We start from the raw sequence: 23,719 nt of genomic DNA, 5'->3' as shown, positions 1-23,719 counted from the left end.
GATCACCAGTACGGGGCCGAAAATCTCCTCTTGTGCGATGCGCATGTCGTTTGAGACATCGGCAAAAACGGTCGGGCGCACGAAGTAGCCACGGTTCATGCCTTCGGGCAGGCCCGGCCCACCTGCGACAAGGCGCGCGCCTTCGTTGATTCCGACCTCAATCATGTTCTGGATTTTGGTCCATTGCGTTTTGTTGACGACCGGCCCGATATGGCGGCCGGGTTCGGATGCAGGGCCGACGACGGTCCCATTTGCGAGTTCTGCCGCGGCTTCGACGGTTTCGTCGTAGATTGATCGTTCCACCAGCATCCGCGTGGGTGCGTTGCACGATTGACCGGTGTTGGCCATGCAGTGTTTCACGCCGCGTCTGACAGCGCGTTCATCTGCGTCGGCAAAGATGACATTTGCGCCTTTGCCGCCCAATTCCAGGGTGACCCGTTTGAGCGTCTCTGCTGCGGCGACCGAGATCGCCTTGCCGGCCCGGGTGGAGCCCGTAAAGCTAATCATGGCCACGTCTTCGTGACTGGAAAGCTGGCTGCCAACGCCAGCGCCGTCGCCGTTGACCAGATTGAAGACGCCCGCGGGCACGCCTGCGTCATGTACGAATTCCGCGAAAAGAAGCGACGACAGCGGCGATTCTTCGGATGGTTTCAGGACCATTGTGCATCCTGCGAGCAGTGCCGGTATCACCTTGAGCGTTACCTGGTTCATCGGCCAGTTCCACGGCGTAATCAGGCCGACAACGCCGATCGGTTCAAGCACGATCCGGTCATTGGGTGTCTCTGCACGCAGGGGACGGCTCCATTCGATCTCCTTGAATGCCTTCAAGGAGTTCTTCAGATGCCAGGGCAGACAGTCCGCCTGACTGTTGCGGGCATAATCGATGGGCGCGCCCATTTCGATGCTGATCGCTGCTGCCAATTCCTCAATGCGGGCTTCATATTGGGCGAGGATCGCCTTCACGTATTGCGCCCGCACGGCGGGATCGGTTCCCGCCCATGACGGGAAGGCGGCTTTGGCGGCAGCAACGGCTGCATCCGTGTCAGCCTTTTGACCCAGAGAGATCACCGCGCAGGGGTCCTCGGTTGACGGGTCAATGACCTGATAATCATTGGCCGCAACCGGCGGCACCCAGTCCCCATTGATGTAGAAGTTCCGGTTCTCGATCATGTGCGTCTCTCCTGAGCATATTCCGTCGGAACTTTTGTCACCGCGCATGGTCAAACGCAAGCCATGGTGGTGAATGGCTGCGACGAAGCTTATGTGTATCCTGATGTAACCAGAGAAAGGACCAAAACAATGGCATTGCGCATTAATGATACGATTCCAGATCTGACAGTTGAAACCGACCAAGGCCCCATTTCGCTGCATGACTGGGTTGGCGATGGTTGGGCAATTTTGTTTTCCCATCCGAAGGATTTCACCCCGGTTTGCACAACGGAATTCGGCGCTGTCGCGCAGCTTGCTGATGAGTGGGCCAAGCGCGGCACGAAGGTCATGGGTGTCAGCGTTGACGGAGTTGAGGAGCACAAGAAATGGAAAGGGGATATTGAGACCGTTGGCGGCGCGCCTGCGGGCTTCCCGATTGTTGCTGACGATGGGCTTGAGCTGTCGAAGGCCTTTGATATGTTGCCAGCGGATGCCTATATGCCTGACGGGCGTACACCTGCCGATAGTCAGACCGTCCGTTCGGTCTTTATCATTGGGCCTGACAAACAAATGAAATTGTCGATGACCTATCCGATGAATGTTGGCCGGAATTTTGCCGAAGTACTGCGCGCGCTGGATGGTTTGCAAACCGCCGCCGGGCGCGGCGTAGCGACACCCGCGAACTGGAATATAGGTGATGATGTCGTCATTCCGGTCGCCGTGAGCGATGAAGCCGCGAAAGAGAAGTTCGGCGAATTCACAACGGTCTTGCCTTACCTGCGTATGACGAAGCTAAAAGACTGATTGGCTATATCATTCCACTACAGGCCCCGTCAGAAATGACGGGGCTTTCTGCGTTTCATGGGTCTGGCAAACGGGCAAGCACATCCGCGCTCAGCGATGTCACCCAAAGCGATCCGTCAGGGTCTCTGACGGCCCCAGTTGTAAGTGGATAGCCTACCGCCGGATCCTGCCACGTTCGGGTTATTTGCCCGTTTTCATCAAGATGCAGAATAAAGCCATAGCTGACGGCCTTTGGGCGCAGAGCGGATGGCAGTCGCTGCAGGATCTTTCGCAAGATCGGATAAGGTGCTGCCATATCTGCTGCTGCCGCGCGTTTCGACACCAGCCCCAGCAAGTACCCGCCGTTTGGGTCGCGTTTGAGATTATCGGGAAAGCCCGGTAAGTTCGTCAGCACGTCTTCGACGTCGCCCGTGCGCGGCCCGTCTATCCATAACCGCCGCAGCGCATAGCTGCCGGTTTCGACGAAAAATAGCCATTGGCCGGTTGGCCCCATTGCCAGACCGTTGGCAAAACTTATCCCTGAAAGGGCGGTCGTGGCGGTGCCAGTGGTGGGGTCAAACCTTATGATTCTGCCGGTGCGCCCATGTTCCAGAATTTCCAAATAGGACGCTTCAAGCGTGCCGCCGGAGGCCTCAGCCCCGAATTTGGTTGAGGCATCAGTGAGCCAGATTGCACCATCCGGGGCAAAATCCAGACTGTTGGCATAACGGATAGGCACGCCGTCATCGGTTTGCGTCAACATCAGTTCGGGGCCATCAGACCCTAACCGCGTCAAACCGCGGTATGCATCTGCAACCCAAATAGTGCCGTCCGGCGCTGTGGTAATGCCCAGCGCGCGGCCAAGGTTGGATGCAAAAACCGTCATTTCGCCTGTGCGGGCGCGGCGCAAGACATCGCCTTCGCCAGTCGTGAAATACAGACTGCCATCGGTGCCGATAGTTGCGTCTTCGGGGCCAGCCCGCCCAAGAATATCGAAGGTTTGCAGGTCCGACAGCCGTTGGTTGACGCTGAAATCGCCGGTGTAGCCTTCGCTGGATGGGGCTTGCCATGCCACCGGTGCAACCGGGACCGGCCACAAAAGCAAATAGGCGGCACATGTGATTACGAGGCTCAAGAGGCCGCGTTTGATGGCTGTTTTCATGGATATCTCATAATCGCTTGCGGCCAGCCTACGCCTGCCGCTCCTGCGACCACAAGGAAAACGAAAAGGCCCCGGCGTTTCCACCGGGGCCTGAACTGTCAGATATTATACGCGCGCTTATTCTGCGGCGTCTTCTTTCGCGATCTCTTGGCCGGTTTCTTGATCGACCATCTTCATCGCCAAACGGACCTTGCCGCGATCATCAAAGCCCAGCAGCTTCACCCAGACTTCCTGACCCTCTTTGAGGACATCGGACGGGTGGTTCAAACGGCGGTTTTCGATCTGGGACACGTGGACCAGACCATCGCGCTTGCCAAAGAAGTTCACGAATGCACCAAAGTCCACGACCTTTACGACCGTACCTTTGTAGATCACGCCTTCTTCCGGTTCTGCCACGATGGAATGGATCATGTCATAGGCGCGCTTGATCGCCTCGGCGTCGTTCGACGCCAGCTTGATGACGCCATCATCGTTGATGTCGACCTTTGCGCCGGATGTTTCAACGATTTCGCGGATAACCTTGCCGCCAGAACCGATGACTTCACGGATCTTGTCGGTTGGGATCTGCATCGTTTCGATCTTCGGTGCGTGCACAGAGAATTCCTGTGCACCGGTCAGGGCTTTGCTCATCTCACCAAGGATGTGCAGACGGCCAGCTTTCGCCTGAGCGAGCGCTTTTGACATGATCTCTGGCGTGATGCCTGCGATCTTGATGTCCATCTGCAACGATGTGATGCCGTTTTCGGTGCCAGCGACTTTGAAGTCCATGTCGCCAAGGTGATCTTCATCACCAAGGATGTCAGACAGAATGGCATAATCGCCGTCGTCTTCCATCACCAGACCCATGGCCACACCAGCAACTGGCGCTTTCAGCGGCACACCTGCGTCCATCATCGACAAGGAGCCACCACAGACAGATGCCATGGAGGACGAGCCATTGGATTCAGTGATCTCAGACACCAGACGGATGGTGTATGGGAAGTCGGTTGCCGCAGGCAGAACCGCCTGAAGCGCACGCCATGCCAGCTTACCGTGACCAATCTCACGACGGCCAGGCCCCATCACACGACCAACTTCACCGACCGAATAGGGCGGGAAGTTATAATGCAGCATGAAGTTGGATTTATACATGCCGGTCAGCGCGTCGATCATCTGTTCGTCGTCGCCGGTGCCCAGTGTCGTGACAACCAGACCTTGGGTTTCACCACGCGTAAACAGCGCGGAACCGTGGGTACGCGGCAGGATGCCAGTTTCGGAAACGATCGGACGGATGGTATCGAGGGCACGGCCATCGATACGCTTGCCGTTCTTGACAACATCGCCACGCAGAACGCTGGATTCCAGCTTTTTGAGTGCGGAACCAAGGTTGCCGTCTTCCTGCTGCTCTTCGGTCAGGGCATCGATGATGTCCTGCTTGGCGGCGGAAACAGCGGCTGTGCGTTCCTGCTTGTCGGTGATCGCGTATGCAGCACGCATTTTGTCTTCGCCAACGGCTTTCACAGCTGCGGACAGATCAGAGTAATCGACAGGCTGGAAGTCAAACGGCTCTTTGGCTGTTTCTTCGGCCAGATCGATGATGAGGTCGATCACCGGTTGGATCTGCTCATGTGCGAAAGTGACCGCACCCAGCATTTCGTCTTCTGTCAGCTCGTAGGCTTCGGATTCAACCATCATCACGGCGTCTTTTGTGCCGGCAACAACAAGGTCCAGACGCTGCTCTGCGTTCAGGCGCAGGTTGTGCATGTCGTCGATTTCCGGGTTGAGGATGTATTCACCGTCAACAAAACCAACGCGACAAGCGGCAATTGGGCCCATGAACGGCGCGCCAGAGATTGTCAGCGCAGCAGAGGCGGCGATCATCGCAACCATGTCGGGGTCGTTGACCATGTCGTGGCTCAACACGGTGCACATCACCAGCACTTCGTTCTTGAAGCCGGGGACGAACAGCGGGCGAATAGGACGGTCGATCAAGCGTGCTGTCAGCGTCTCTTTTTCAGTGGGACGTGCTTCGCGCTTGAAAAAGCCACCCGGTACTTTACCGGCGGCATAGTATTTTTCCTGGTAGTGGACGGTCAGCGGGAAAAAGTCCTGACCGGGCTTTTGCTTGCGTGCATATGTGACGTTTGCCATGACGCTGGTTTCACCGAGCGTTGCAATGACAGAACCGTCTGCTTGGCGGGCAACCTTGCCCGTTTCCAGTGTCAGCTTATCTTCGCCCCACTGAATTGATTTCTTCACTTCATTAAACATTATGTTTTCCTAGTTGGCCGAGGATCGGCCTTTCCTACGTAGGGGGCGTATTCCCCCTCATTCCGGTATCTTCTTTGAAAGGCGCTGGAATGCGGGCGCCGGTCTCTCAAGATTTGGGGGACTTATCGCAGATTGGTGCGTTTGGGAAGGGGTGCAAACATCGCGGCGGTGCCACAATGCAACAGCCTATTTTTCTATCCAAAGTTTTTGAAATAGCGACGCAGGATTGGCGCAGCAAAAGCGGTGAATTTTCGCACCATAGGGCGCTTATGCGCGTCAGGTGACGTCACCAGAAATGCGTTCAAGGTAGACCCATATGGCGGAGGAAAGCATCGTACCAAATTTGGGTTTTTATCCCCTTCAAACGTCGGTAATGGCCCAATGGCCTGTCCGGCCGCAATGGCCATGCGCAGGTCATCGGCCGTTGCGCATCGCATAACGCCCCTTCGTTTTGAAGAAATATGGGCAAGCAAAGCCACTTTATGCGGAGCAAGGTCATCGACATATGCCTTCGGCACCCCGTTTTTCGCCGCATAGGCTTTGGATGCGTAGTAAGTCCAGGCATGGTCACCCAAACGCGTTACGATCAATCGTTCGTCTGCGATGGCTGGTGATAGCCGCAAAGCGACGTCCGCCTCCCCTTTGCAGAGGTCCAAGATCCGTTCGGACGCGATGAATTCGAAGCTGATGTCGGGATTTTCTTCGCTGAATGCTGCGATGATCTTACCAAGGCTGCCCGCCATTGCATTGTCAAAAGCGGTCAGACGGATTGGTGGGGCGTCCCGTAGGCTTTGCTCAATCGCGAGGGCTTCAAAAGTCAGTGCTGCTGCCTCTAACGCTTCTGCTGCGGTTAACAAGGCTTTGCCAGCCTCAGTCGTCCTGGCCCCGCGGGTCGTTTTCTCAAACAGCGCGACGCCTAGCACATGTTCCAGCACATCGATCCTGCGCGACACTGTTGTCTGGTTAATGCCAAGCACACGCGCCGCCGCCAAAGTGGACCCTTCACGCGCCACAGCAAGGAAAACACGGGCGTCACCCCAGTCTTTGAATCGGCTCTGCATTTTTGCAGAACAACACAGCGACAGAACGGATACCAGTAAAAATTGGCGCGGCTTAATGTCATCACATCAAGCCAAACGGAGATTTCAAAATGACCGCATTGCCATCAGTTCGCTTCTTTTCCTTTTCATGGCCACGTCGGGCCACAAAGCCTGTTGAGCCGATCGCCGTTGATCCAGATGACGATATGCGTCGGGAGTATATCACACGCCTCATTTCGTCTGAAGGCTGTGGAGAGTACGGCACACAGGCATTGATGGGTCTGTTCCCAAAAGATTTTTGAAATGAAAGAGCCTGTTTCCCAACCAGATGAGAGCGCAGTTCCCTTGTGCTTAGACGATGGATTTTCAAAATAGCAAGCCAGCTATTGCACATGTATCGGCAATACAGTCAGCCATCCAATAACACCCACCCAAACGAAAAACGCCCACCTGAAAAGGCGGGCGTTTCCGAAATCTTTGGTTGGGGTCGCGTTTAGCGGCGCAGGCCCAGACGCTTGATCAGGTCTTGGTAGCGGGTTTCGTCCTTGCCTTTGGTGTAGTCCAAAAGCTTACGACGCAGTGCGACCATTTTCAAAAGACCACGGCGGCCGTGGTTGTCTTTTTTGTGGGTCTTGAAGTGCTCTGTCAGTGTCGCGATGCGGCTTGACAGGATCGCGATTTGCACCTCAGGGGAACCAGTGTCGCCCTCTTTGGTCGCAAATTCCTTCATGATCCGTGTTTTGTCTTCAGCAGTAATCGACATCGGGGTCTCCTTTGAAATAAGGGTGAATGGCACAATCCGGGATGTCGTCCAGAAAGGCCCGTGGAGGGTCCGGCAAGGGGATTCCCTGCGCGGATGGCTGCGTTTAGGGGAGATAGGGCAAAAAGAAAAGCCTTTTTGTCAGACCGCCGTCAGGGTGATTTGATCCAGATCCAGCACGTCCAGCCCGTCGAATGTCGCCACGACCTGCCCATCGGCATAAAGCGTCAGCCCCGTTTCAGTCTGTTGCGTTGTCAGGATCGGCGCGTCGCCTTCATAGGCAATCTCGATCCGGTCCTCGGTGGCGTCGAAGTCCTCCACCACGGAACCGCCGCTCATGAGGAGCACAAATGTATCCGCGCCGGTGCCGCCATTCAGATTGTCGCCCGCGTCGCCCATCAACCGATCGTCACCCGCACCGCCGTTGAGGAAATCCTTATCGCTATCGCCACGATCATAGAGCACATCATCGCCTTGCCCGCCGTGCAATGTGTCCGCCCCGGAACCGCCGACCAACCTGTCATTTCCAAGTGAGCCAAGCAGCGCATCGTTGCCGTCGCCACCCAGCAATACGTCATCACCGCCGCCACCGTTCAGATTGTCATCCCCGGAACCGCCATCCAGCATATCGTCCCCGATATGACCGTTCAGACTGTCATTGCCATCTTCCCCTTCAAGCGTATCCGCCCCGCGCCCCCCTTCGAGCGTGTCGTCCCCAGCCCCTCCGATCAGCCGATCATCGCCGTCTTCGCCCGCAAGATAGTCATCACCGCCCCCTGTCAGTACAGTGTCATCAGCGTCGCCGGAGAAGATGACGGTATCGTCGTCGCTGGGGTTTGTCAGTTGTTCAATCGGAATGATGTCAACGCCGGGGTCCATGTCCGGCGTTTCGGCAGCATCCTCTGCCTCTTCGTCACCTGTATCCACGAAAAAGAATGCCGTCACCGCCATCCCCATCAATCCCAAGACTGTGAGCATCTTTCAATCCTGTCACCGTTGGCCGCCCCCGACCCGTTGGGCTGATGACCTAGCATAGGGCCCCCGCAATCGGGCGCGAAAACTGAAGGTTTGGTTAACGCTGCCAGAGTATCGGTTGCTGGTTATAGCTGATATAGAGCGGGTGTTTCGGGTGGCCATGTTTGCTTAACCCCAGCGTGAAGATCGGTTTTTGCGTTGCGTGCAAGATCGCTGCCATTTGCGGACCACGGTCCAGATGCGCGCCATGCGTTCCCCACGCTGCGATAATCTGATCGGCCCATGCCGCGCCTGCCAGAATTGTCGCGTCATTTTCCGGCCCGATCGGGTCAGGTGCCTTGCGCATTTGGAATGGGTCTGTGTCGCGCCAAGCAAAGATATTGGTGACCTGAAACGCCCCAAATCCCAGCGCACGGGCGCGCCGTTCGCAGCGTTCAACGGTGGGGTCATTTTGCACCTCAGTCGCCTTGGATGGGTTCAGCATGACAAATAACACGCGTGTGCCATGCGGCTCCCATGTACGGGTCAGCGCATAACGGTAGCGTTCACAATCAGAGTAGACAGCGGTCGAAGGCGCGTCGTCTTTGATATGCGTCCGCGTAATCAATTAGGCCACAAAGACCCGTGTGGGCTGGATTTCCCCACCGCGATACGTGCCCACGGCAATGGCTTTGCCCTCATATGAGGCCCAAACTTCTTCGCCATAGTCCACGTCGGAGGCGATGACCGACGCCGGATTGCCGTTGCGCACTTTTGCGACGCTTTCCGCAAGGCAACGCACTTCGGGCAAGTCGCACAGGCCGATTTCGAGCGGCTGGAGATACGCGTCGAGATCAGTCGTCTTGGCTTTTGCATCCACCTCCTCAAGGCTCACGCCTTCGGAGGCCTGAAAGGGGCCTGACCAGATCCGGCGGAGTGACTGCACATGGGCGTTGCAGCCCAATGACTCACCCAAATCACGCGCAATTGATCGGACGTAGCCGCCTTTGCCGCAGGTCATTTCCAATACGACATGATCCTGATCCGGGCGATCAACGAGAACCAATTCCTCGACCCAAAGTGGCCTTGCCGCAAGCGCCATTTCTTCGCCGTCGCGCGCCTTCTTATAGGCCCGTTCGCCGTCAACCTTCACCGCAGAGAATTGCGGCGGGACTTGCATGATATCACCGACGAAGGCACCCAAAGCCGCTTTGATCGCTTCATCACCAGGTCGCAGATCAGACGAGGCGATGACCTCCCCTTCAGCGTCATCGGTGTTGGTGGCTTGGCCCAAGCGGATGGTGAATGTGTAGGCTTTGAGCGCGTCAGTGATGTAAGGTACGGTCTTGGTCGCTTCACCCAAGGCGATTGCCAGCACGCCTGTTGCTTCGGGGTCCAGCGTTCCGGCATGGCCGGCCTTCTTCGCGTCCAGCGCCCATCGCACTTTGTTGACAACCGCGGTCGAGGTGATGCCGGCTGGTTTGTCCACCACCAGCCAACCCGAAATATCACGCCCTTTGCGTTTGCGTCCCATTTGGCCATCCTTTGATTGAATGAGCGCTTGCTAGTGTGAACACGTCGGACGGTCAATCAAGCCGCCGCGTTTTTTGATAGGTTGCAGGAACGGACACCCAATCCAACTGTGCTTGACCTATCTTACAGCTTCTCAGATACTGACGGACTAAGGGAGAGGACCCTGATATGGCAACAGCCCTTCTCGTTCGCAATCGGAATTACCGTTACCTCTTTGGCGCGGGTGCGCTGACGAACCTTGGCGATGGGTTTATCGTTCTCGCCTTGCCGTGGCTGGCGACGCTGATGACCAACAATGCTTTTCTTATCGGCATGGTTGCCGCCGCCGGACGCTTGCCATGGTTATTGTTTGCTATACCCGCAGGCGTGCTGATTGACCGCACTGATAGACGAATATTGATTGTGCGCGCTGATCTGCTGCGCGCAGGCATCGTGATCGCGATCATGATGTTGGCGCTCAACGATCAGGTGCAGGGTGCAATCTGGGTTTTGGCGGGCCTCGCATTCTTGTTGGGCGCGGCAGAGGTATTGCGCGACAATGCAGCGCAAACGATCTTGCCGTCCATCGTTGATCCCGAAGATCTGGAAGCCGCGAATGGTCAATTATGGAGCACTGAGCAGCTGACCGGCCAATTCATCGGCCCGCCTTTGGCGGGCGTTCTGATCGCGGCAGGCATTGCGGTGCCTTTCGGTTTGCATGCAGCATTTCTGGTGCTTGGCGCCGGTTTGGTTTGGTTGATCACATTGCCGCCTCATATCAAGCGAGAGACGGGATTTCGCGACGCGCTGCTTGAAGGCATCCGCTTCATGCGCGGTGACGCGCTTTTGTTACGGCTGGCCATTGTGCTTGGCGTTGTTAACTTCTTGGGCATGGCCGTGATGACCGTGCAGGTCTTGTTGGCTCAGGACGTGCTGGGCCTGTCAGCCGCAACATATGGTCTGGTGCTATCGGCAGGTGCTGTCGGGGCCATCACAGGTAGTCTATTGGCCCCAAGAATTACCAGGATTTTGGGGATTCAATTGTCGCTTTATGCGTCGATGGTTGCGTGGGCTATTGGATATAGCGCGATGGGTCTATCGTCGCATGGGGCCGTGATGGGGGCCGGTTTGTTTGTTATGATGGCGGGCGCGATGCTCTGGAATGTGATCACCGTTTCTTGGCGGCAGCGGCGCATCCCCCAAGACTTGCTGGGGCGGGTCAATAGTATCTATCGGTTCTTTGGATGGGGTTCGATGCCATTGGGCGCGCTGGGCGGCGGCCTGATCGTCACATTGCTCGAAGATGATCTGGGTCGCGAACTTGCCATTCGCACCCCGATCCTGATCGCAGCAGTGAGCTGCGTGGCGTTGCTGATATATGCGATTTGCAAATTACGACTGGACTAGCCGCCTTCCAGCACTTCGAGGAATGCCTCACCGAACCGCTCTGCGTATTTGTCGCCAATCAGCCGCGTCAGGTTATCCATGTCGGCACTGCGCAACTGCGCGACTTTGGCAAGCGTCGAGGCAGAGCAGCTCATCGGTTTGTCGGCCCCATGTGGCCCGCGGTTTAGACCCGCTTGGACTTCCATCAGGCGGTCATAAACTGCGCCTTCGTCGCGTCCGGCCAGCTTGCGACGCATTGGATGGACGTCTTCAACAGCCCCCGAGATCACTTCAAGAAAAGCGCGACCGTAGTTTTCCAACTTCTTGGCACCAACGCCGCCGATATGCGCCATCTCATCCAGCGTCATGGGCCGTGTCTCGGCCATTTCGATCAGGGTTCGGTCGTTGAAAATGATGTAGGCGGGGACGTTCGCCTGTTCCGCGAGGAAGCGCCGCTTGGCCTTGAGCGCTGACATAAGCGGCGCATCTTCATCGCTGACCAGCATGCGCACTTTCGGTCCTGATCCGCGTGCTGCCTTGATCGTATCACGGCGCAGTTCAATCTTGGCTTCACCGCGCAGGATCGGGCGGGCATGTTCGGTCATCCGCAATGCGCCGTGCCGCTCTCGATCAGGGCGCAGCAGGTCATGCCCCATCATTTGCCGGAAAATCGCCTGCCACTGGCGTTTGTCATAGTCCTTGCCGACGCCATATGTGGGCAAACTGTCATGCCCGCGCTGCTGGATTTTATCGGTCGCATTGCCGAGTAAAATATCAATGAGATGCCCCGACCCGAACCATTCTTCTGTCCGCAAAGCGGCGGAAAGGGCCATACGCACCGCTGTGGTGCCGTCAAACACCTCTGCCGGTTTATCGCAGAGGTCACAATGGCCGCAGGGGTCAGGGTTTTCACCGAAATATTCCAGAAGGTTCTGACGACGACACAGCAGCGCCTCTGCCAGACCCAGAAGCGCATTGAGCCGCCCGTGATCGGCTGCACGGCGTTCGGGCGGGGCCAACCCTTCATCGATTTGCTGGCGGCGGTAGTGGATGTCATCAGGACCAAAAAGCGTCAGCGTCTCAGCGGGGGCACCATCGCGCCCTGCACGGCCAATTTCCTGATAGTAGGCTTCAATTGATTTGGGCAGGTCCGCGTGGGCGACCCAGCGGATGTCTGGTTTGTCGATCCCCATGCCGAACGCAACCGTCGCGCAGACGATCAAACCGTCCTCCTGCTGGAAGCGTCTCTCGACGATGCGGCGGTCTTCGGCCTCCATCCCGCCGTGATAATGGCAGGCGCTGTGTCCGGTTTCGCATAGTGCCTTGGCAAGCGTTTCCGTCTTTGCGCGCGTGCCGCAATAGACGATACCTGATTGGCCTTTGCGGGCAGCGGCAAAGCTAAGGATTTGGTTGCGTGGCCCGTCTTTGACCGCAAATGCGAGGTGGATATTGGGGCGATCAAAGCCGCGTAGGAAAGTGGCAGGCTGCACCCCGCCAAACAGCTTTTCGACAATTTCTTCGCGGGTTTCTGCATCAGCCGTGGCCGTAAAAGCCGCTAGCGGCACATTCAGGGTGCGTTTCAGCTCGCCTATCCGCAAGTAGTCAGGCCGGAAATCATGCCCCCATTGGCTGACGCAATGGGCTTCATCCACCGCGATCAGGGAAACGCCAATGCGGCGCAGCATGTTGATTGTTCCACCGGACGCGAGCCGTTCAGGTGCCATGTAGAGCAGCTTGAGTGAACCCGCTTCCAACGCCTCCCAGACAGCGTCGGTTTCTTCGGGGGTGTTGCCAGAGGTCAGCGCGCCCGCCTCAACGCCTGCCTCGCGCAGGCCCCGGACCTGATCGCGCATCAACGCAATCAACGGCGAGATCACGACAGTTACGCCTTCGCGTTCCAAGGCGGGCAACTGGAAGCACAAGGACTTGCCGCCGCCGGTCGGCATGATTGCAAGCGTGTCCTGGCCATCCACGACAGCCTCGACAATCTCCTGCTGGCCGGGACGGAAGGCATCAAAGCCGAAAACGTCGCTAAGAAGCGTGGCGGTGGACACGTAAAAGACCCTGATCTTTGTTTTTGGCTGCTCTTTTGCAGCATTCATCCCATGCCATGTCATTGTTAACAAGTGATGTCCGGCGGACCGCGACAAAATACCGTTTGACGTTGCCAAGCCTGCCGCACCTGCCTACCTCTGTCATGAAGGAGGGCCGACATGGGCGAGATTGTTTTAGTCCGGCACGGGCAGGCAAATTCCAGTGCGACGGATGAGGAAAGCTATGATCGGCTCTCGGACTTGGGCCACCAGCAGGCCCGTTGGCTGGGCGATTATCTGCGCGACCGCGAAGCGCCTTTTGACAAGGTCATGTCAGGCAGTCTGCGCCGTCACCGTGAGACCGCGGCAGGGATCGGCTACGATGATCCGTTGATCGATCCACGCCTGAACGAAATGGATTATTTCAACCTTGGCCAGTCGCTTCAGGACGTGCACGGTGTGCCCTTTCCCGGCCCCGAAGAGTTTGCGGCCCATGTGCCGCAGGTGATGGAGGCCTGGCACCGCGCCGAGATCAAGGGTGTGGAGACCTTCGCCTCCTTCGAGGACCGCGTGACATCTGTGCTGCAAGAGGCCGCAACGCCGGGCGTGCGCGTGCTTTGTGTGACTTCCGGCGGGGTCATCGGGATGATTATCCGGCATTTGCTGGATCTTGATCCAACCCGCATGGCGCATGTGCTTTTGCCGATTTTGAACAGCTCGGTCCACCGTGTGCATGTCATCCCGCAGGGGCCTATCCTTGCCAGTTTCAACGCAATCCCGCATCTTGATCTGGCAGATCGGGCACATGCCAAGACCCATTACTAGAGGAACCCTGATGTTGAAATTGCACTACGCCCCGCGCACGATATCTGTCGTTGTTGCGATCCTTATCGAAGAAACAGGCACCGCCTGTACCTTGCACCGGGTGGATTTCGCCAGTGGTGAGCAGACGACTGATACCTACCGGGAGATTAACCCTAAATCGCGCGTACCTGCGGTGGAGACACCTGACGGCATTCTGACGGAAACCCCCGCAATTGTTGAATATCTGTTCCCTGATCTTGTCCCCGATGACCCATTTGCAGCCGCCAAAATGCGCGAGCTGATTTCTTATCTGAACGGCACGATGCATCCTCATCATGCCCATGGCCTCAGAGGTGAGCGCTGGGCGGATCTGCAAAGCTCCTTCGCTGATATGAGGCAGAAGATGCCGAAACGGATGGCCGAATGCTGCGCTTATCTTGAGGATTACCTGCCCAGTCTGCCGTACCCGACCGGGCAGATGGAGGTGCTTTCGGATGCCTATCTTTATGTCGTGCTGTCATGGCTTGCCGGTGATGGCGTGGACATCATGCACTACCCCCGATTGGCTGCGTTCCAACATCAGATGAACACGCGCCCGTCGGTGCAGGCCGTGTTTGAAAAGGGCATGTTGTAGTGACACATATCTGGGTGCGTTCCGAAAGCCGCGCGCATGAAGAACGGGTGGGTCTGACACCCAAAGGTGCCGCGCGGTTGCTGGCCTCCGGTTATCAGGTGACGGTTGAAGAAAGTCGCCAGCGTGTCTTGCCCATTGATGACTACCGCGTTGCGGGCTGTGCCATCGCGCCCGCGTTTTCATGGGTTGATGCCCCTGACGATGCGATCATCTTCGGTCTCAAGGAATTGCCGGAGGATGGCACGCCTTTGCGACATCGCCACATCATGTTCGGGCACGCCTACAAGGGGCAGCCAGCAGGGCAGGTGCTGCTTGAGCGCTTCAAGGCGGGTGGGGGCAGTTTGTTCGATCTTGAATATCTGACCGGTGAAGATGGACGCCGGGTCGCTGCGTTTGGGTATTGGGCAGGCTACGCAGGTGCCGCTGTGGCGTTGATGTGCTGGTTGGCACAACAAAACGGAGGGCAAGCGGAGGCTGTGAAAGCCTATCCCAGCGCCAATCATCTGTTGATGGAGTTGCAACAAGATTTGGTCGCCTGTGGCACCGCGCGCCCGACTGCTCTTATCATCGGGGCACTTGGCCGCGTTGGAACCGGTGCGGCGGACTTATGTCATGCCATGGGCGTGGCTACGACGAAATGGGATGTAGCTGAAACGGCATCGGGCGAGCCGTTCCCACAGGTATTGGAACACGAGATTTTTCTAAATTGTATCCTGGCCAGGCCCGGAACACCTGTGTTTGTCCCAAGCGGCGCGAAAGTAGCGCCGCGGGTATTGTCTGTGATCGGTGATATCGCCTGTGATCCCGATAGCGATTTCTCACCGATCAAGGTCTATGACAGAACAACCACCTGGCAAGAACCTGCGTTGCGGGTCCATAAGCAGCCCGTGCTGGATGTGACCGCGATCGACAATCTGCCCTCGATGCTGCCTGCCGAAAGCAGCGAAGACTTCGCGGAGCAATTGCTACCGCATCTGTTGACATTGGACGCGATTGATCGCGGTGTCTGGGCGCGCGCGCGGGGCTGGTTTGATCGGGCGGTTGGTTGATGGGGTATATGGTCGATGGCGTTTATCACGTAGGCGATGACGTGACCAAAACGCTGCCTTCGGGCGCATGGGAGCGCAGTCGCAGCACAGTGCGAAACTGGATTGGCGCGGGCCATTTCCCCGCAGAGCAGGGCCGCTATCATCTTTTCGTTGCGTGGAATTGTCCGTGGGCGCACCGTGCATTGCTGACCCGCGCTATTTTGCGTTTGGATGATATTACTGTCTCCTATGCCCGCCCGAACCGCGACGATCAGGGCTGGGTCTATGACGCGCAAGGCGAATTTTCCGATGCCGTGCTCGGCGCGCGTGCAGTGCATGAAGTCTACAGTGCTGACCCGATGCGATACACCGGACGGCTGACCGTACCTGTGCTGTGGGACAAGGTGGAAAAGCGTATGGTCAGCAACGAATCCGCTGATATCGTGCGTATGCTTGGCGCGGTGTTTGGCGACGGCGCGCTTTATCCTGATGCGCTATCGGGTCAGATTGATGCCTGGAACACGCTGATTTATGACACCGTGAACAATGGCGTCTATCGGGCCGGCTTTGCCTCTGCCCAGGAAGCGTATGAGAAAGCGGCACATCAGGTCTTTGCCACGCTCGACAAGATTGATGCGCATTTGGCTGAGAACGCCTTTTTATGCGGGGATCACTTCACCGAAGCTGATCTGCGCCTGTTCCCCACGCTCGCGCGGTTTGATGTGGCTTATCACTATGCGTTTCGCTGCAATCTCAGGAAGCTGTCGGATTACGCATATCTGTGGCCATACGCGAAGCGCATTTATCATATGCACGGCGTTGCCCAGACCGTGCGTTTTGATATCTACAAACGCGGCTATTTCAGCGCGAGCGAAAAACGCAATCCGCTGGGCATTGTCCCGATCGGGCCAGAGGTTGATTGGGCGTAAGCTGGATTGCGATCCGCCTTAGGCGGGCCGATAAAGGTCGTCTTCTGCATCGGATGGATCGAGGCCGAGAGCCTCCATGCCTGCTTCGAGATGGTCAGATAGATGCGGCGAGCCTTTGAGGTATTCGGCCGTCGGCGTCGTTGCTTCGCGCGCCGCTGTTGCAACGGCTTCGGCAAAGTCCTCTGGTTCAAAGCTGCCCCGTCCGACCCAAAACACGGCCACAAGGCCGGTTTTTTCGTCATCGGTCAGTTGATTGACGAAACCGTCGAATTCATTCTCTGCGCGGTTAAGCTCGCGGGCCAGAATGATGACCTCCGCGATCTTGTCTGCTGATATTGGTAGCATTGCGCGTCCTCCTTGAGTTTCAACATAGAAGATCCCGCCCCAGACACCTTGATCTGGCGCAAAGGTCGCGTGAGCTAGGTTTTGTCACGCGCGGCTTTCTCTTCTTTGGTCAGCTTGTTGTTCCATTGATTGTTGCTCAAACCCAGCTCAGCCGCGGGAGGTTTGGTTTTGCCAACGCTCACCTTGCCGCCTTTGTTCAGGAATTCCTGAATAAGCGCATCATCAGTGGTTTCTTTGGGGACATGTTTCATAATTGAACGCTACCCTAGTGCGGGCAGTGTCGCAATATGGTGCGGCAATGTCAGCTGGTCTCAATCGACTTTGCGAGGTCAATGAAGGCACGGACGTTTTGCGGGACATAGCGTTGCGATGGGTAAACGAAACTGAGCGGGGCGGGTGGGCCAGTGACGTCCGGCAGGATCTGAACAAGCGGGCGGAGAGTGTACGCGCCCGCAAAGTCAGGAAGAAATCCGATCCCAGCGCCCGTTTCCACGAAAGTCCGCACGGTTTGAATGTCATCGCACATGATGCAATTGCTGCGCATCAATGAAATATCGTTTCCGTGATTGTCGGAGAGCTGCATCAGATCACGCGCCTGTGTCATTTGCACCGTGGAATGTGTCAACAAATCCCGTGGCGTTTGTGGCGTGCCGTGCTTGTCCAAATAGTCCTGAGACGCCCAAAGCCCGAGACGTGCCTCACTAAACCGACGCACAACCAGCGTTGAATCTTCCAAGGCCCCGACGCGAATCGCGAGGTCAATCCCTTCGGCAATCAGGTCCACTCGCGTGTTCGTTATATTCAAATCGACTGACGTCTTTGGGTATCTTGCCAAAAAGGCTTCGACCACAGGCACCAGTTTGAATTGCGCAATATCCCCCGGCACGCTTATTTTCAAAAGGCCCGTGGGTGCCTGAGAGGCATCGGCCAGTTCCCTTTCGGCCGCTGCCATTTCATTCACCGCACGGATACACCGTTGATAATATGCCTCGCCGCTTGGGGTGACATGCAGTTGTCGGGTTGTGCGTTGGATCAAGGTGGTGCCCAGCCGTTCCTCCAGCCGCGCGATTTTTGCGCTGACGGTGGAAGTGGGCATTCCCAAACGCCGTGCCGCCGTCGAAAAGCTCTTGGCGTCAACGACCTCAGTGAAAACATCAATGCCTTCCAGAATCATGGCGATGAAACCCTTATTATACAAAAATCAGGAAAGTAATAACAAATATTCCTGTATTATGTATAGAGCCTCAATGTTCTAAATTCCTTTTCAGATGACCCCCCCCGGTGGGCCAGATTGAAGGAACAGACCCATGACAGCAAACACCAAAGCTCTGCCAACATATTTCATTTCGCACGGTGGTGGCCCATGGCCATGGGTGCCGAAAATGCGTGAAACATTCGCCAAACTGGAAACATCACTCAAAGACATGGTGGCTACGTGGGATGCACCGCCAAAAGCCATCCTGATGGTGTCTGGTCATTGGGAGGGCGCGCAGGTCGAGGTCATGGCGACGCAGCAGCCACCGATGATCTACGACTACCACAATTTCCCCAAAGAGACATACGAAGTGGTCTACCCCGCGAAAGGCGCACCTGATTTTGCGCAGCGGACGCTGGAGCTGCTGCTGAATGCGGGTTTTGATGCCAAACTCAACACGCAGCAAGGATATGACCATGGCGTCTTCGTCCCCATGTCGGTGATGTATCCCAACGCCGATATCCCGCTTTTTCAGGTGTCGATCCTGAGCTCATATGATCCCGCAGAGCACTTTGCGCTGGGGCGTGCCCTGTCTGCGCTGCGCGAAGAGGGCGTGATGATTATCGGGTCCGGGTTAAGCTATCACAACCTTGGTCGGCTGGGACCGGAAGCCGCGGCGCCTTCAGTCGAATTTGATGCGTGGTTGAACGCGGTGATGCAAATGCCGTCACACGAAAGAACGACCCAGCTCATGGCCTGGGAAGATGCGCCCAGCGCCCGCATTTGCCACCCCGAAGAGGATCACCTCGTGCCGCTTTTTGTGGCCTTGGGAGCCGCCGAAGATGCGTTGGCGGAAACGGTCTATCATGAGCCCGATATGATGGGGAATATTGCTGCTTCGGGGTTTCGGTTTGGAGCGGTCTGATCTGCCCTATCTCGCGCCGAAAATTCGGTAAAACAACCAGTCTGGCATGAACTGGGTCGCGCGGAACAAGAGCGAAAAAAGGAACGGGAAGCTCTTTTTGAACCGGGTCGTGTTCATATGCTCAAACACTTCCTTCGCGGCATCTTCCGGCGCCATCAGGAATGGCATGGCAAAATCGTTCATGTCGGTCAAACGGGTCTTGATGTAGCCCGGATTAATTAGTTGCACATTGATCGGGGTCTTGTGCAGGTCGGCCTGAATGGATTCCGCCATCGACATCATGCCGGCTTTGCCAGAACAGTAAGCGAATGCCCCTGCCATCCCGCGAAAACCAGAGAGCGAACCGACGATGACAATGTGGCCCGCGTTCTTGGCAAGCATCCCCTTGATGACAGAGCCCACCACGCGGGTGGCGCCAAGGAAGTTCACTTCACCCATCAGCTCGGCTTTTTCGCTGTCCCATTCATGGACCGACATTGGCCAATATACACCGGCAAGATAGACCACACCGTCGATGTCGCCGATGTCCTTGGCTGCCGCTTCGACGCCCGCCCGGTCCGTCACGTCAACGGTAACGTATGACGCTTTGCCGGGGAGTTCGGCGACCAGCTCTTTCAGACGCTCTTGGGATCTGGCAGAGACGATCACTTCCGCGCCCGCGCGCGACAGGCTGAACGCAACTTCACGGCCCAAGCCTTCACTGGCACCGACAAGCCAGTACCGTTTCCCATGCCAGTCTTTCACGTCATTCTCCTGCGTAGGCTTGGTTTTTGGGACGCATCGTTGCGACCAGTTCGGCAACTTTGATGCCGAATTTGCGGAACTGGCTACGGTTCATGATTGACCCATTGGCCATCAGATACATCCAGTCGGTGACATCAAGCGCATGTCCGCCAGCTTCCTCGGTCAGTTTGATGCGGTAGTTCAATAGCACCGCTGACCCCTGTTGCTGGCCTGATCCTGCCCCGACAAGGTCCGGTGCTTCTGCCTTGATCCTGCCGTCGTTGCCAAGCGTCAATGTCCATTCACGGCGCTGCATCTGACCGCTGTCATAATGAAAGACTTCCCGCATGGTGCCGATGTTGCCGTTCCAGGACGCCTCAAAATCTGCCACGAAGCGGGAGGTCACCCTGCCGGTTGGCCCGTAAATAACGCCTTCGCACACGATCGGTCCGTTGAACCTTTCGCGGATGTCAAAGATAGGACCATGCGCATAATGCGCAGTCTTCTGCGCCCAGAACGACAGGTAGCGCGATTTCAGCGAAAGCGCGGCCAGCATCAGCGCGGCGCCGATTAGAATGTAGGTCACAAACGACATCGTTTAGTCCTCAAGTTTCGTCGCAATCAGCAAGCCGATCGCAACAAGTTTCAAAAGTGACGGCACAAGCGCGTAAAGCACCGTCAACATCGCAATGGCTTCAGCGGGCAAATCGGTTGCCCCGGCCTGAAAGCCGGATCGTTCCAGAAGCGGCAGTAAAACTACCGCGGCGAAAGCAAGCGTAAACTTGTTCACCAAATTCCAAAGACCGAACCCCTGCCCCCCAAGGGGAGAGATCGCGGCCATCCGTTTCGCAAACATCGCCGGCAGAAGTGTCAGGTCTGCCCCTATCGTTGCACCACTTAATACGCAGATAATCGCAAACGGGATCACATCGCCGGGTGATAAAGTCAGCGTGTAGGCAAATGAGGCAACGGCAAGGATCATCGCGCAGATCAAAACCGGCCTGGCCCCAAACCGCCGCGCCAGTGCCGACCAGATCGGCGATGAGATCGCCGCAGCCAGGAAAAAAAGGACCAACAGCGCGCCTTCCCAGCCCTCGGCCCGCAATTTGCTTTCCACATAAAACAGGAAAAGCGTCGAGGAAACGGCGAGGGGAGTCGCGTTAACCAAGGCCAAAATCAGGAGCTTGCGCGCAGTATTGTCGCGGATAATCGTGCTGATCTGCGATGGTTCCTGGTCCACACGGCCTTTCCACTCTGGCCACATGAAGGAGGCAGCGATTACGGTCAGCGCGGCAAATCCATAGGCGAAGGCCGCAAACGGATCAGCCACGACGCCGATCAAAACGGTTGGCATCACGGCCGCAATGCAAACGCCCGTCAGCGCGCCGCTTTCGCGCCATGCCGCAAGTCTGACATGGCCCTCAGGACCATCGCCAGCCTTGTTTACGCCTTGGGCGTAGAAGTTGATTGTCAGAAAGCTGAACGCCGTGAACAGTCCGGTGATCGTGATCCCAAACCACCAGAGCGGATTGATCGGCGGGGCGACAGCAAACAGGCCGATCATCGACAAAGCCATGACCAGTGCAGCCAGCGTGATCGTGATCTTTTTTGCGCGCGTCAGTCTTTCGCTGATCCAGCCCAGTACAGGGTCCTGGATCATGTCAAACAGCCGCATTGCAAAAAGCAGGGTGCCCAGTGTCGTCAGGCTGACGCCAAAAGTGTCTGCATAGTATTTGGGCGCATAAATATAGATCGGCAACCCAGCACCTGAGAGGACAGCGGCGAAAACCGTGTAGGCAGGCAGACGGTCTTGCAGGGCTTTCATCTACTGACGTCTTGCGACGGTGGTTTTGGTTGCGACCGGAAAGTCGCGCCCTTCCACCACAACTTGACTGCTTGCCAGTGGATCAGCGCCAGAACCCGTCTCGATCCAAACGGCCGGCGCAGGGCGGCTTTGAGGATCGCGGCGTTCGTGATTGGTTTGCGGGTGCCAGACAGAGTCGCGATCAACCCGCCGTTGCCGCGCGAATAATCAATCCAGATCCCAATGGCATCCGGCTGGATGTCAAAACGAAACGTATAGCCGCCCTCGATGGGCTGGAACGGAGAGACATGCAAAAGTTTTCGTGCGGCAATCGTGTCGTCTTTCGTGATCTCATGCCCGTCATCATGGCGGCACAGATAGGAATGCCTGTCGCCAAAGGTGTTCGTCACCTCTGCAATCACCGTGCGCAGAACATTTGCGTCATCATAACAGAGCCAGAAAGAAACAGGGTTGAACACATGGCCAAGCAGTCGCGGCTGGGCGAGTATGTCGATCCGTTTGGTGTCGTGAATGTCGTGGGCGGCCAGCACGTCGCGCACCCAAGCGGCCCCTTTTCCCGACTTCGGCGGGCCGCCGTGATCTGTGTCTTGCAGCGACATCAGATTGCCAGCATTGCGCGAAAACAGACGCGGTGTCGCGTCCGCCGCCTCTGCATCCAGCATGACGTAGTCTATCGCGTAGCGGAAGGCGTTCTTCACGCCACCCCGCCGCCCGTGGTAGGTTTCACCAGCGATATGATGAATGGGCGATGTCACTCTGCCGCCATTTGCAGACGGTCAGTAGCGTTCAATGCGGCCACGACATCCAAGCCGCTGGACAGTCCATCCTCGTGAAAACCGTTCTTCATCCAAGCCCCGCAGAACCATGTGCGGTGCGTGCCATTTATCGCGGCCGCCATCTTTTGTGCTGCAATTGCCTCAAGATCGTAGACCGGATGGCGAAGCGACACCTCATCCCAGATCAGCTCTTGCCTGATCGGGCGTTTGCTGTTGAGCGTGACCATCATGTCCTCACCTTTTAGCCACGGCTGCAAGGAATTCATCCAGTAGGTCAGGTTGATCTCAGTGTCCGTCCGTTGCGCGTCTTCAGTATAGACCCAGGAGGACCACACCTGCCGCCGCCGTGGCATGATTGAGGTATCCGAGTGCAGGACAACACTGTTGTGTTGATAGCGTACAGCGCCCAGGACCGATTGCTCCACTGCGGTCGCATCTGACAACATCCGCAACGTGTCATCTGAATGGGTGGCGAAGACGACCTCATCAAAGCTTTCCCATTCGCAACCTTCCGCCTTGACGTCCGCGCCATTGCCGGTCCGCCGCACAGCATCAATTGGCGCGCCAAGCCGGATGTCGATGCCGCGCTGCACCATATCCGCCCCAAGCCGAGAGACGTATTCAATCGATCCACCGTCAACGGTGTACCATTGATGTTGACCCGTTGCGCCCAGCAGCGCGTGGTTGTCGAAAAATCGCATCATCGCATAGGCAGGAAAATCGAGGATCTTTTCCTTTGGCGTTGACCAGATGGCGCCGGAAAACGGCAGCAGGTAATGATCGCGGAAATAGGTGCTCAGGTTCAGCTTTTTCATCAGCTGCCCAATGGTCAGGCTCTCATCTTCGCTGGCGGCCAAACCCTCGGCGTTGAATTTGAGAATATCGCGGACCATCCGCAGGAATTTCGGATTGACCGCATTGCGCCGCTGGGCAAAGAGCGCATCAAGCCCGGCCAGACCGTACTCCAGCTGGCCACCGTTGAATGAAGCCCCAAAGCTCATGTTGCTCTTGGTAACAGGCACATTGAGGTGTTCAAAGAGTTTGGTCAGATTTGGGTAGTTCGCATAGTTGAAAACGATGAAGCCGGTATCCACCGACTGGTCGTTGTTTCTGCCAGCCATCCGCGTGCGCGCGTGTCCACCCAGCCGCTTTTCCGCTTCGAACAAGACAACACGGTGTTGTTGCGCAAGCGTATGCGCGGCCCCCATCCCCGAAATACCTGCCCCGATGACCGCAATTTTTCTGGCTGCGGTGTTTCCAGTTTCGAATGGCATATATCTTGGCTCCGGTATCTTGTATTGTCTTTACCCTTCTTCTTACGCCACAACAACTTAGCTAGATCACAAGAAAACATCACGACAGGTGATCCAATCGTTGATCCGCGCCGTAACCCTTACATGTTGACAGAGAATTCGCTCCTCTCGAAAGTTGATGCGCCCTTGGTTGTCGCGCCATATGATGATGCTGGTAGACAATTCACAGGCAAGGCGGGAAAGCGGATCGTGA

The 23,719-nt window shown here is 56.7% G+C and carries 25 protein-coding genes; 8 read left to right on the top strand and 17 right to left on the bottom strand.

Annotated elements, in window-relative coordinates; all coding sequences use genetic code 11:
* Positions 1-1,170: aldehyde dehydrogenase family protein (locus ACFDSS_RS02860; protein ID WP_375254250.1), on the bottom strand; the 1,170-nt coding region annotated here is incomplete at its 3' end.
* A gap of 129 nt (positions 1,171-1,299) precedes the next feature.
* On the opposite strand from ACFDSS_RS02860, the gene ACFDSS_RS02855 reads away from it, so the two are divergent.
* The gene (locus ACFDSS_RS02855) at positions 1,300-1,953 is read left to right on the top strand and encodes a peroxiredoxin (protein ID WP_375254249.1); all 654 of its coding nucleotides are present in this window, start codon (positions 1,300-1,302) and stop codon (positions 1,951-1,953) included.
* 55 nt (positions 1,954-2,008) lie between these two features.
* Here ACFDSS_RS02855 and ACFDSS_RS02850 read toward each other — a convergent pair whose 3' ends face one another.
* The 3 genes from ACFDSS_RS02850 to ACFDSS_RS02840 form a co-directional block, all read right to left on the bottom strand.
* Positions 2,009-3,094, bottom strand: a complete 1,086-nt coding sequence (locus ACFDSS_RS02850; protein ID WP_375254248.1) for an SMP-30/gluconolactonase/LRE family protein — start codon at positions 3,092-3,094, stop codon at positions 2,009-2,011.
* A gap of 117 nt (positions 3,095-3,211) precedes the next feature.
* Positions 3,212-5,344 carry a polyribonucleotide nucleotidyltransferase gene (gene pnp, locus ACFDSS_RS02845; RefSeq protein WP_375254247.1) on the bottom strand — a complete coding sequence of 711 codons (2,133 nt, stop codon included), beginning with the start codon at positions 5,342-5,344 and terminating at the stop codon, positions 3,212-3,214.
* 194 nt (positions 5,345-5,538) lie between these two features.
* Positions 5,539-6,405, bottom strand: a complete 867-nt coding sequence (locus ACFDSS_RS02840; RefSeq protein WP_375254246.1) for a LysR family transcriptional regulator — start codon at positions 6,403-6,405, stop codon at positions 5,539-5,541.
* A gap of 89 nt (positions 6,406-6,494) precedes the next feature.
* Here ACFDSS_RS02840 and ACFDSS_RS02835 point away from each other — a divergent pair, with 89 nt between their 5' ends.
* Complete coding sequence (locus ACFDSS_RS02835; RefSeq protein ID WP_375254245.1) at positions 6,495-6,686, top strand: hypothetical protein; 192 nt, start codon at positions 6,495-6,497, stop codon at positions 6,684-6,686.
* Positions 6,687-6,877: 191 nt separating this feature from the next.
* On the opposite strand, the gene rpsO is transcribed toward ACFDSS_RS02835, so the two are convergent.
* The 4 genes from rpsO to truB all read right to left on the bottom strand — a co-directional run bounded on the left by rpsO (position 6,878) and on the right by truB (position 9,632).
* Positions 6,878-7,147 (bottom strand): 30S ribosomal protein S15, encoded by a 270-nt coding sequence (gene rpsO, locus ACFDSS_RS02830; RefSeq protein WP_375254244.1) that lies wholly within the window; start codon positions 7,145-7,147, stop codon positions 6,878-6,880.
* Positions 7,148-7,285: 138 nt separating this feature from the next.
* Entirely contained in the window at positions 7,286-8,122 is an 837-nt protein-coding gene (locus ACFDSS_RS02825; RefSeq protein ID WP_375254243.1) for a calcium-binding protein, read from the bottom strand.
* A gap of 94 nt (positions 8,123-8,216) precedes the next feature.
* On the bottom strand, positions 8,217-8,726 hold the full coding sequence (locus ACFDSS_RS02820; RefSeq protein WP_375254242.1) for a DUF1643 domain-containing protein: 510 nt from the start codon (positions 8,724-8,726) through the stop codon (positions 8,217-8,219).
* On the bottom strand, positions 8,727-9,632 hold the full coding sequence (truB, locus tag ACFDSS_RS02815) for a tRNA pseudouridine(55) synthase TruB (RefSeq protein WP_375254241.1): 906 nt from the start codon (positions 9,630-9,632) through the stop codon (positions 8,727-8,729). It abuts the gene before it with no gap.
* A gap of 167 nt (positions 9,633-9,799) precedes the next feature.
* Between truB and ACFDSS_RS02810 the strand changes: the two genes are divergently transcribed.
* A complete protein-coding gene (locus ACFDSS_RS02810) occupies positions 9,800-11,017 on the top strand; it encodes an MFS transporter (RefSeq protein WP_375254240.1) in 1,218 nt (405 codons plus the stop codon).
* Here the strand turns inward: ACFDSS_RS02810 and recQ are convergent.
* The gene (gene recQ / locus ACFDSS_RS02805) at positions 11,014-13,050 is read right to left on the bottom strand and encodes a DNA helicase RecQ (protein ID WP_375254253.1); all 2,037 of its coding nucleotides are present in this window, start codon (positions 13,048-13,050) and stop codon (positions 11,014-11,016) included. The two genes, ACFDSS_RS02810 and recQ, sit on opposite strands and share 4 nt — an antisense overlap.
* Before the next feature lie 159 nt (positions 13,051-13,209).
* On the opposite strand from recQ, the gene ACFDSS_RS02800 reads away from it, so the two are divergent.
* From ACFDSS_RS02800 to ACFDSS_RS02785, 4 genes are read left to right on the top strand one after another with little or no spacing between them, the layout of a single operon-like run.
* Complete coding sequence (locus ACFDSS_RS02800) at positions 13,210-13,854, top strand: histidine phosphatase family protein (protein WP_375254239.1); 645 nt, start codon at positions 13,210-13,212, stop codon at positions 13,852-13,854.
* A 10-nt stretch (positions 13,855-13,864) separates the two neighbouring features.
* Complete coding sequence (locus tag ACFDSS_RS02795; protein ID WP_375254238.1) at positions 13,865-14,467, top strand: glutathione S-transferase family protein; 603 nt, start codon at positions 13,865-13,867, stop codon at positions 14,465-14,467.
* Positions 14,467-15,516, top strand: coding sequence for a saccharopine dehydrogenase (locus ACFDSS_RS02790; protein ID WP_375254237.1), 1,050 nt, complete (start codon positions 14,467-14,469; stop codon positions 15,514-15,516). The genes ACFDSS_RS02795 and ACFDSS_RS02790 overlap by 1 nt, the downstream gene beginning before the upstream one ends.
* Entirely contained in the window at positions 15,516-16,424 is a 909-nt protein-coding gene (locus ACFDSS_RS02785) for a glutathione S-transferase family protein (RefSeq protein ID WP_375254236.1), read from the top strand. The genes ACFDSS_RS02790 and ACFDSS_RS02785 overlap by 1 nt, the downstream gene beginning before the upstream one ends.
* An 18-nt stretch (positions 16,425-16,442) precedes the next feature.
* Here ACFDSS_RS02785 and ACFDSS_RS02780 read toward each other — a convergent pair whose 3' ends face one another.
* The 3 genes from ACFDSS_RS02780 to ACFDSS_RS02770 all read right to left on the bottom strand — a co-directional run bounded on the left by ACFDSS_RS02780 (position 16,443) and on the right by ACFDSS_RS02770 (position 17,943).
* Positions 16,443-16,769, bottom strand: a complete 327-nt coding sequence (locus ACFDSS_RS02780) for a DUF3775 domain-containing protein (RefSeq protein WP_375254235.1) — start codon at positions 16,767-16,769, stop codon at positions 16,443-16,445.
* Between the two features lie 74 nt (positions 16,770-16,843).
* Entirely contained in the window at positions 16,844-17,020 is a 177-nt protein-coding gene (locus ACFDSS_RS02775; protein WP_375254234.1) for a hypothetical protein, read from the bottom strand.
* 50 nt (positions 17,021-17,070) lie between these two features.
* Complete coding sequence (locus tag ACFDSS_RS02770; protein ID WP_375254233.1) at positions 17,071-17,943, bottom strand: LysR substrate-binding domain-containing protein; 873 nt, start codon at positions 17,941-17,943, stop codon at positions 17,071-17,073.
* 133 nt (positions 17,944-18,076) lie between these two features.
* Between ACFDSS_RS02770 and ACFDSS_RS02765 the strand changes: the two genes are divergently transcribed.
* Positions 18,077-18,889, top strand: a complete 813-nt coding sequence (locus ACFDSS_RS02765; protein ID WP_375254232.1) for a DODA-type extradiol aromatic ring-opening family dioxygenase — start codon at positions 18,077-18,079, stop codon at positions 18,887-18,889.
* 6 nt (positions 18,890-18,895) lie between these two features.
* On the opposite strand, the gene ACFDSS_RS02760 is transcribed toward ACFDSS_RS02765, so the two are convergent.
* Genes ACFDSS_RS02760 through ACFDSS_RS02740 form a run of 5 tightly spaced genes read right to left on the bottom strand, consistent with a single transcriptional unit; the run spans position 18,896 to position 23,487 of the window.
* Positions 18,896-19,633 carry an SDR family NAD(P)-dependent oxidoreductase gene (locus ACFDSS_RS02760; RefSeq protein WP_375254231.1) on the bottom strand — a complete coding sequence of 246 codons (738 nt, stop codon included), beginning with the start codon at positions 19,631-19,633 and terminating at the stop codon, positions 18,896-18,898.
* A gap of 1 nt (position 19,634) precedes the next feature.
* Positions 19,635-20,207: a DUF3833 family protein gene (locus ACFDSS_RS02755; protein WP_375254230.1), complete on the bottom strand. Its 573-nt coding sequence runs from the start codon at positions 20,205-20,207 to the stop codon at positions 19,635-19,637.
* Positions 20,208-20,210: 3 nt separating this feature from the next.
* Entirely contained in the window at positions 20,211-21,437 is a 1,227-nt protein-coding gene (locus ACFDSS_RS02750; protein WP_375254229.1) for an MFS transporter, read from the bottom strand.
* Positions 21,434-22,192: a DUF1365 domain-containing protein gene (locus tag ACFDSS_RS02745; protein ID WP_375254228.1), complete on the bottom strand. Its 759-nt coding sequence runs from the start codon at positions 22,190-22,192 to the stop codon at positions 21,434-21,436. The genes ACFDSS_RS02750 and ACFDSS_RS02745 overlap by 4 nt, the downstream gene beginning before the upstream one ends.
* Positions 22,189-23,487 carry an NAD(P)/FAD-dependent oxidoreductase gene (locus ACFDSS_RS02740; RefSeq protein ID WP_375254227.1) on the bottom strand — a complete coding sequence of 433 codons (1,299 nt, stop codon included), beginning with the start codon at positions 23,485-23,487 and terminating at the stop codon, positions 22,189-22,191. The genes ACFDSS_RS02745 and ACFDSS_RS02740 overlap by 4 nt, the downstream gene beginning before the upstream one ends.
* Between the last annotated feature and the right edge of the window lie 232 nt (positions 23,488-23,719).

Origin of the sequence: Yoonia sp. (assembly GCF_042093035.1) — a bacterium.
Classification (GTDB): Bacteria; Pseudomonadota; Alphaproteobacteria; order Rhodobacterales; family Rhodobacteraceae; genus Yoonia.
This window is presented reverse-complemented; position numbering and strand designations above follow the sequence as displayed.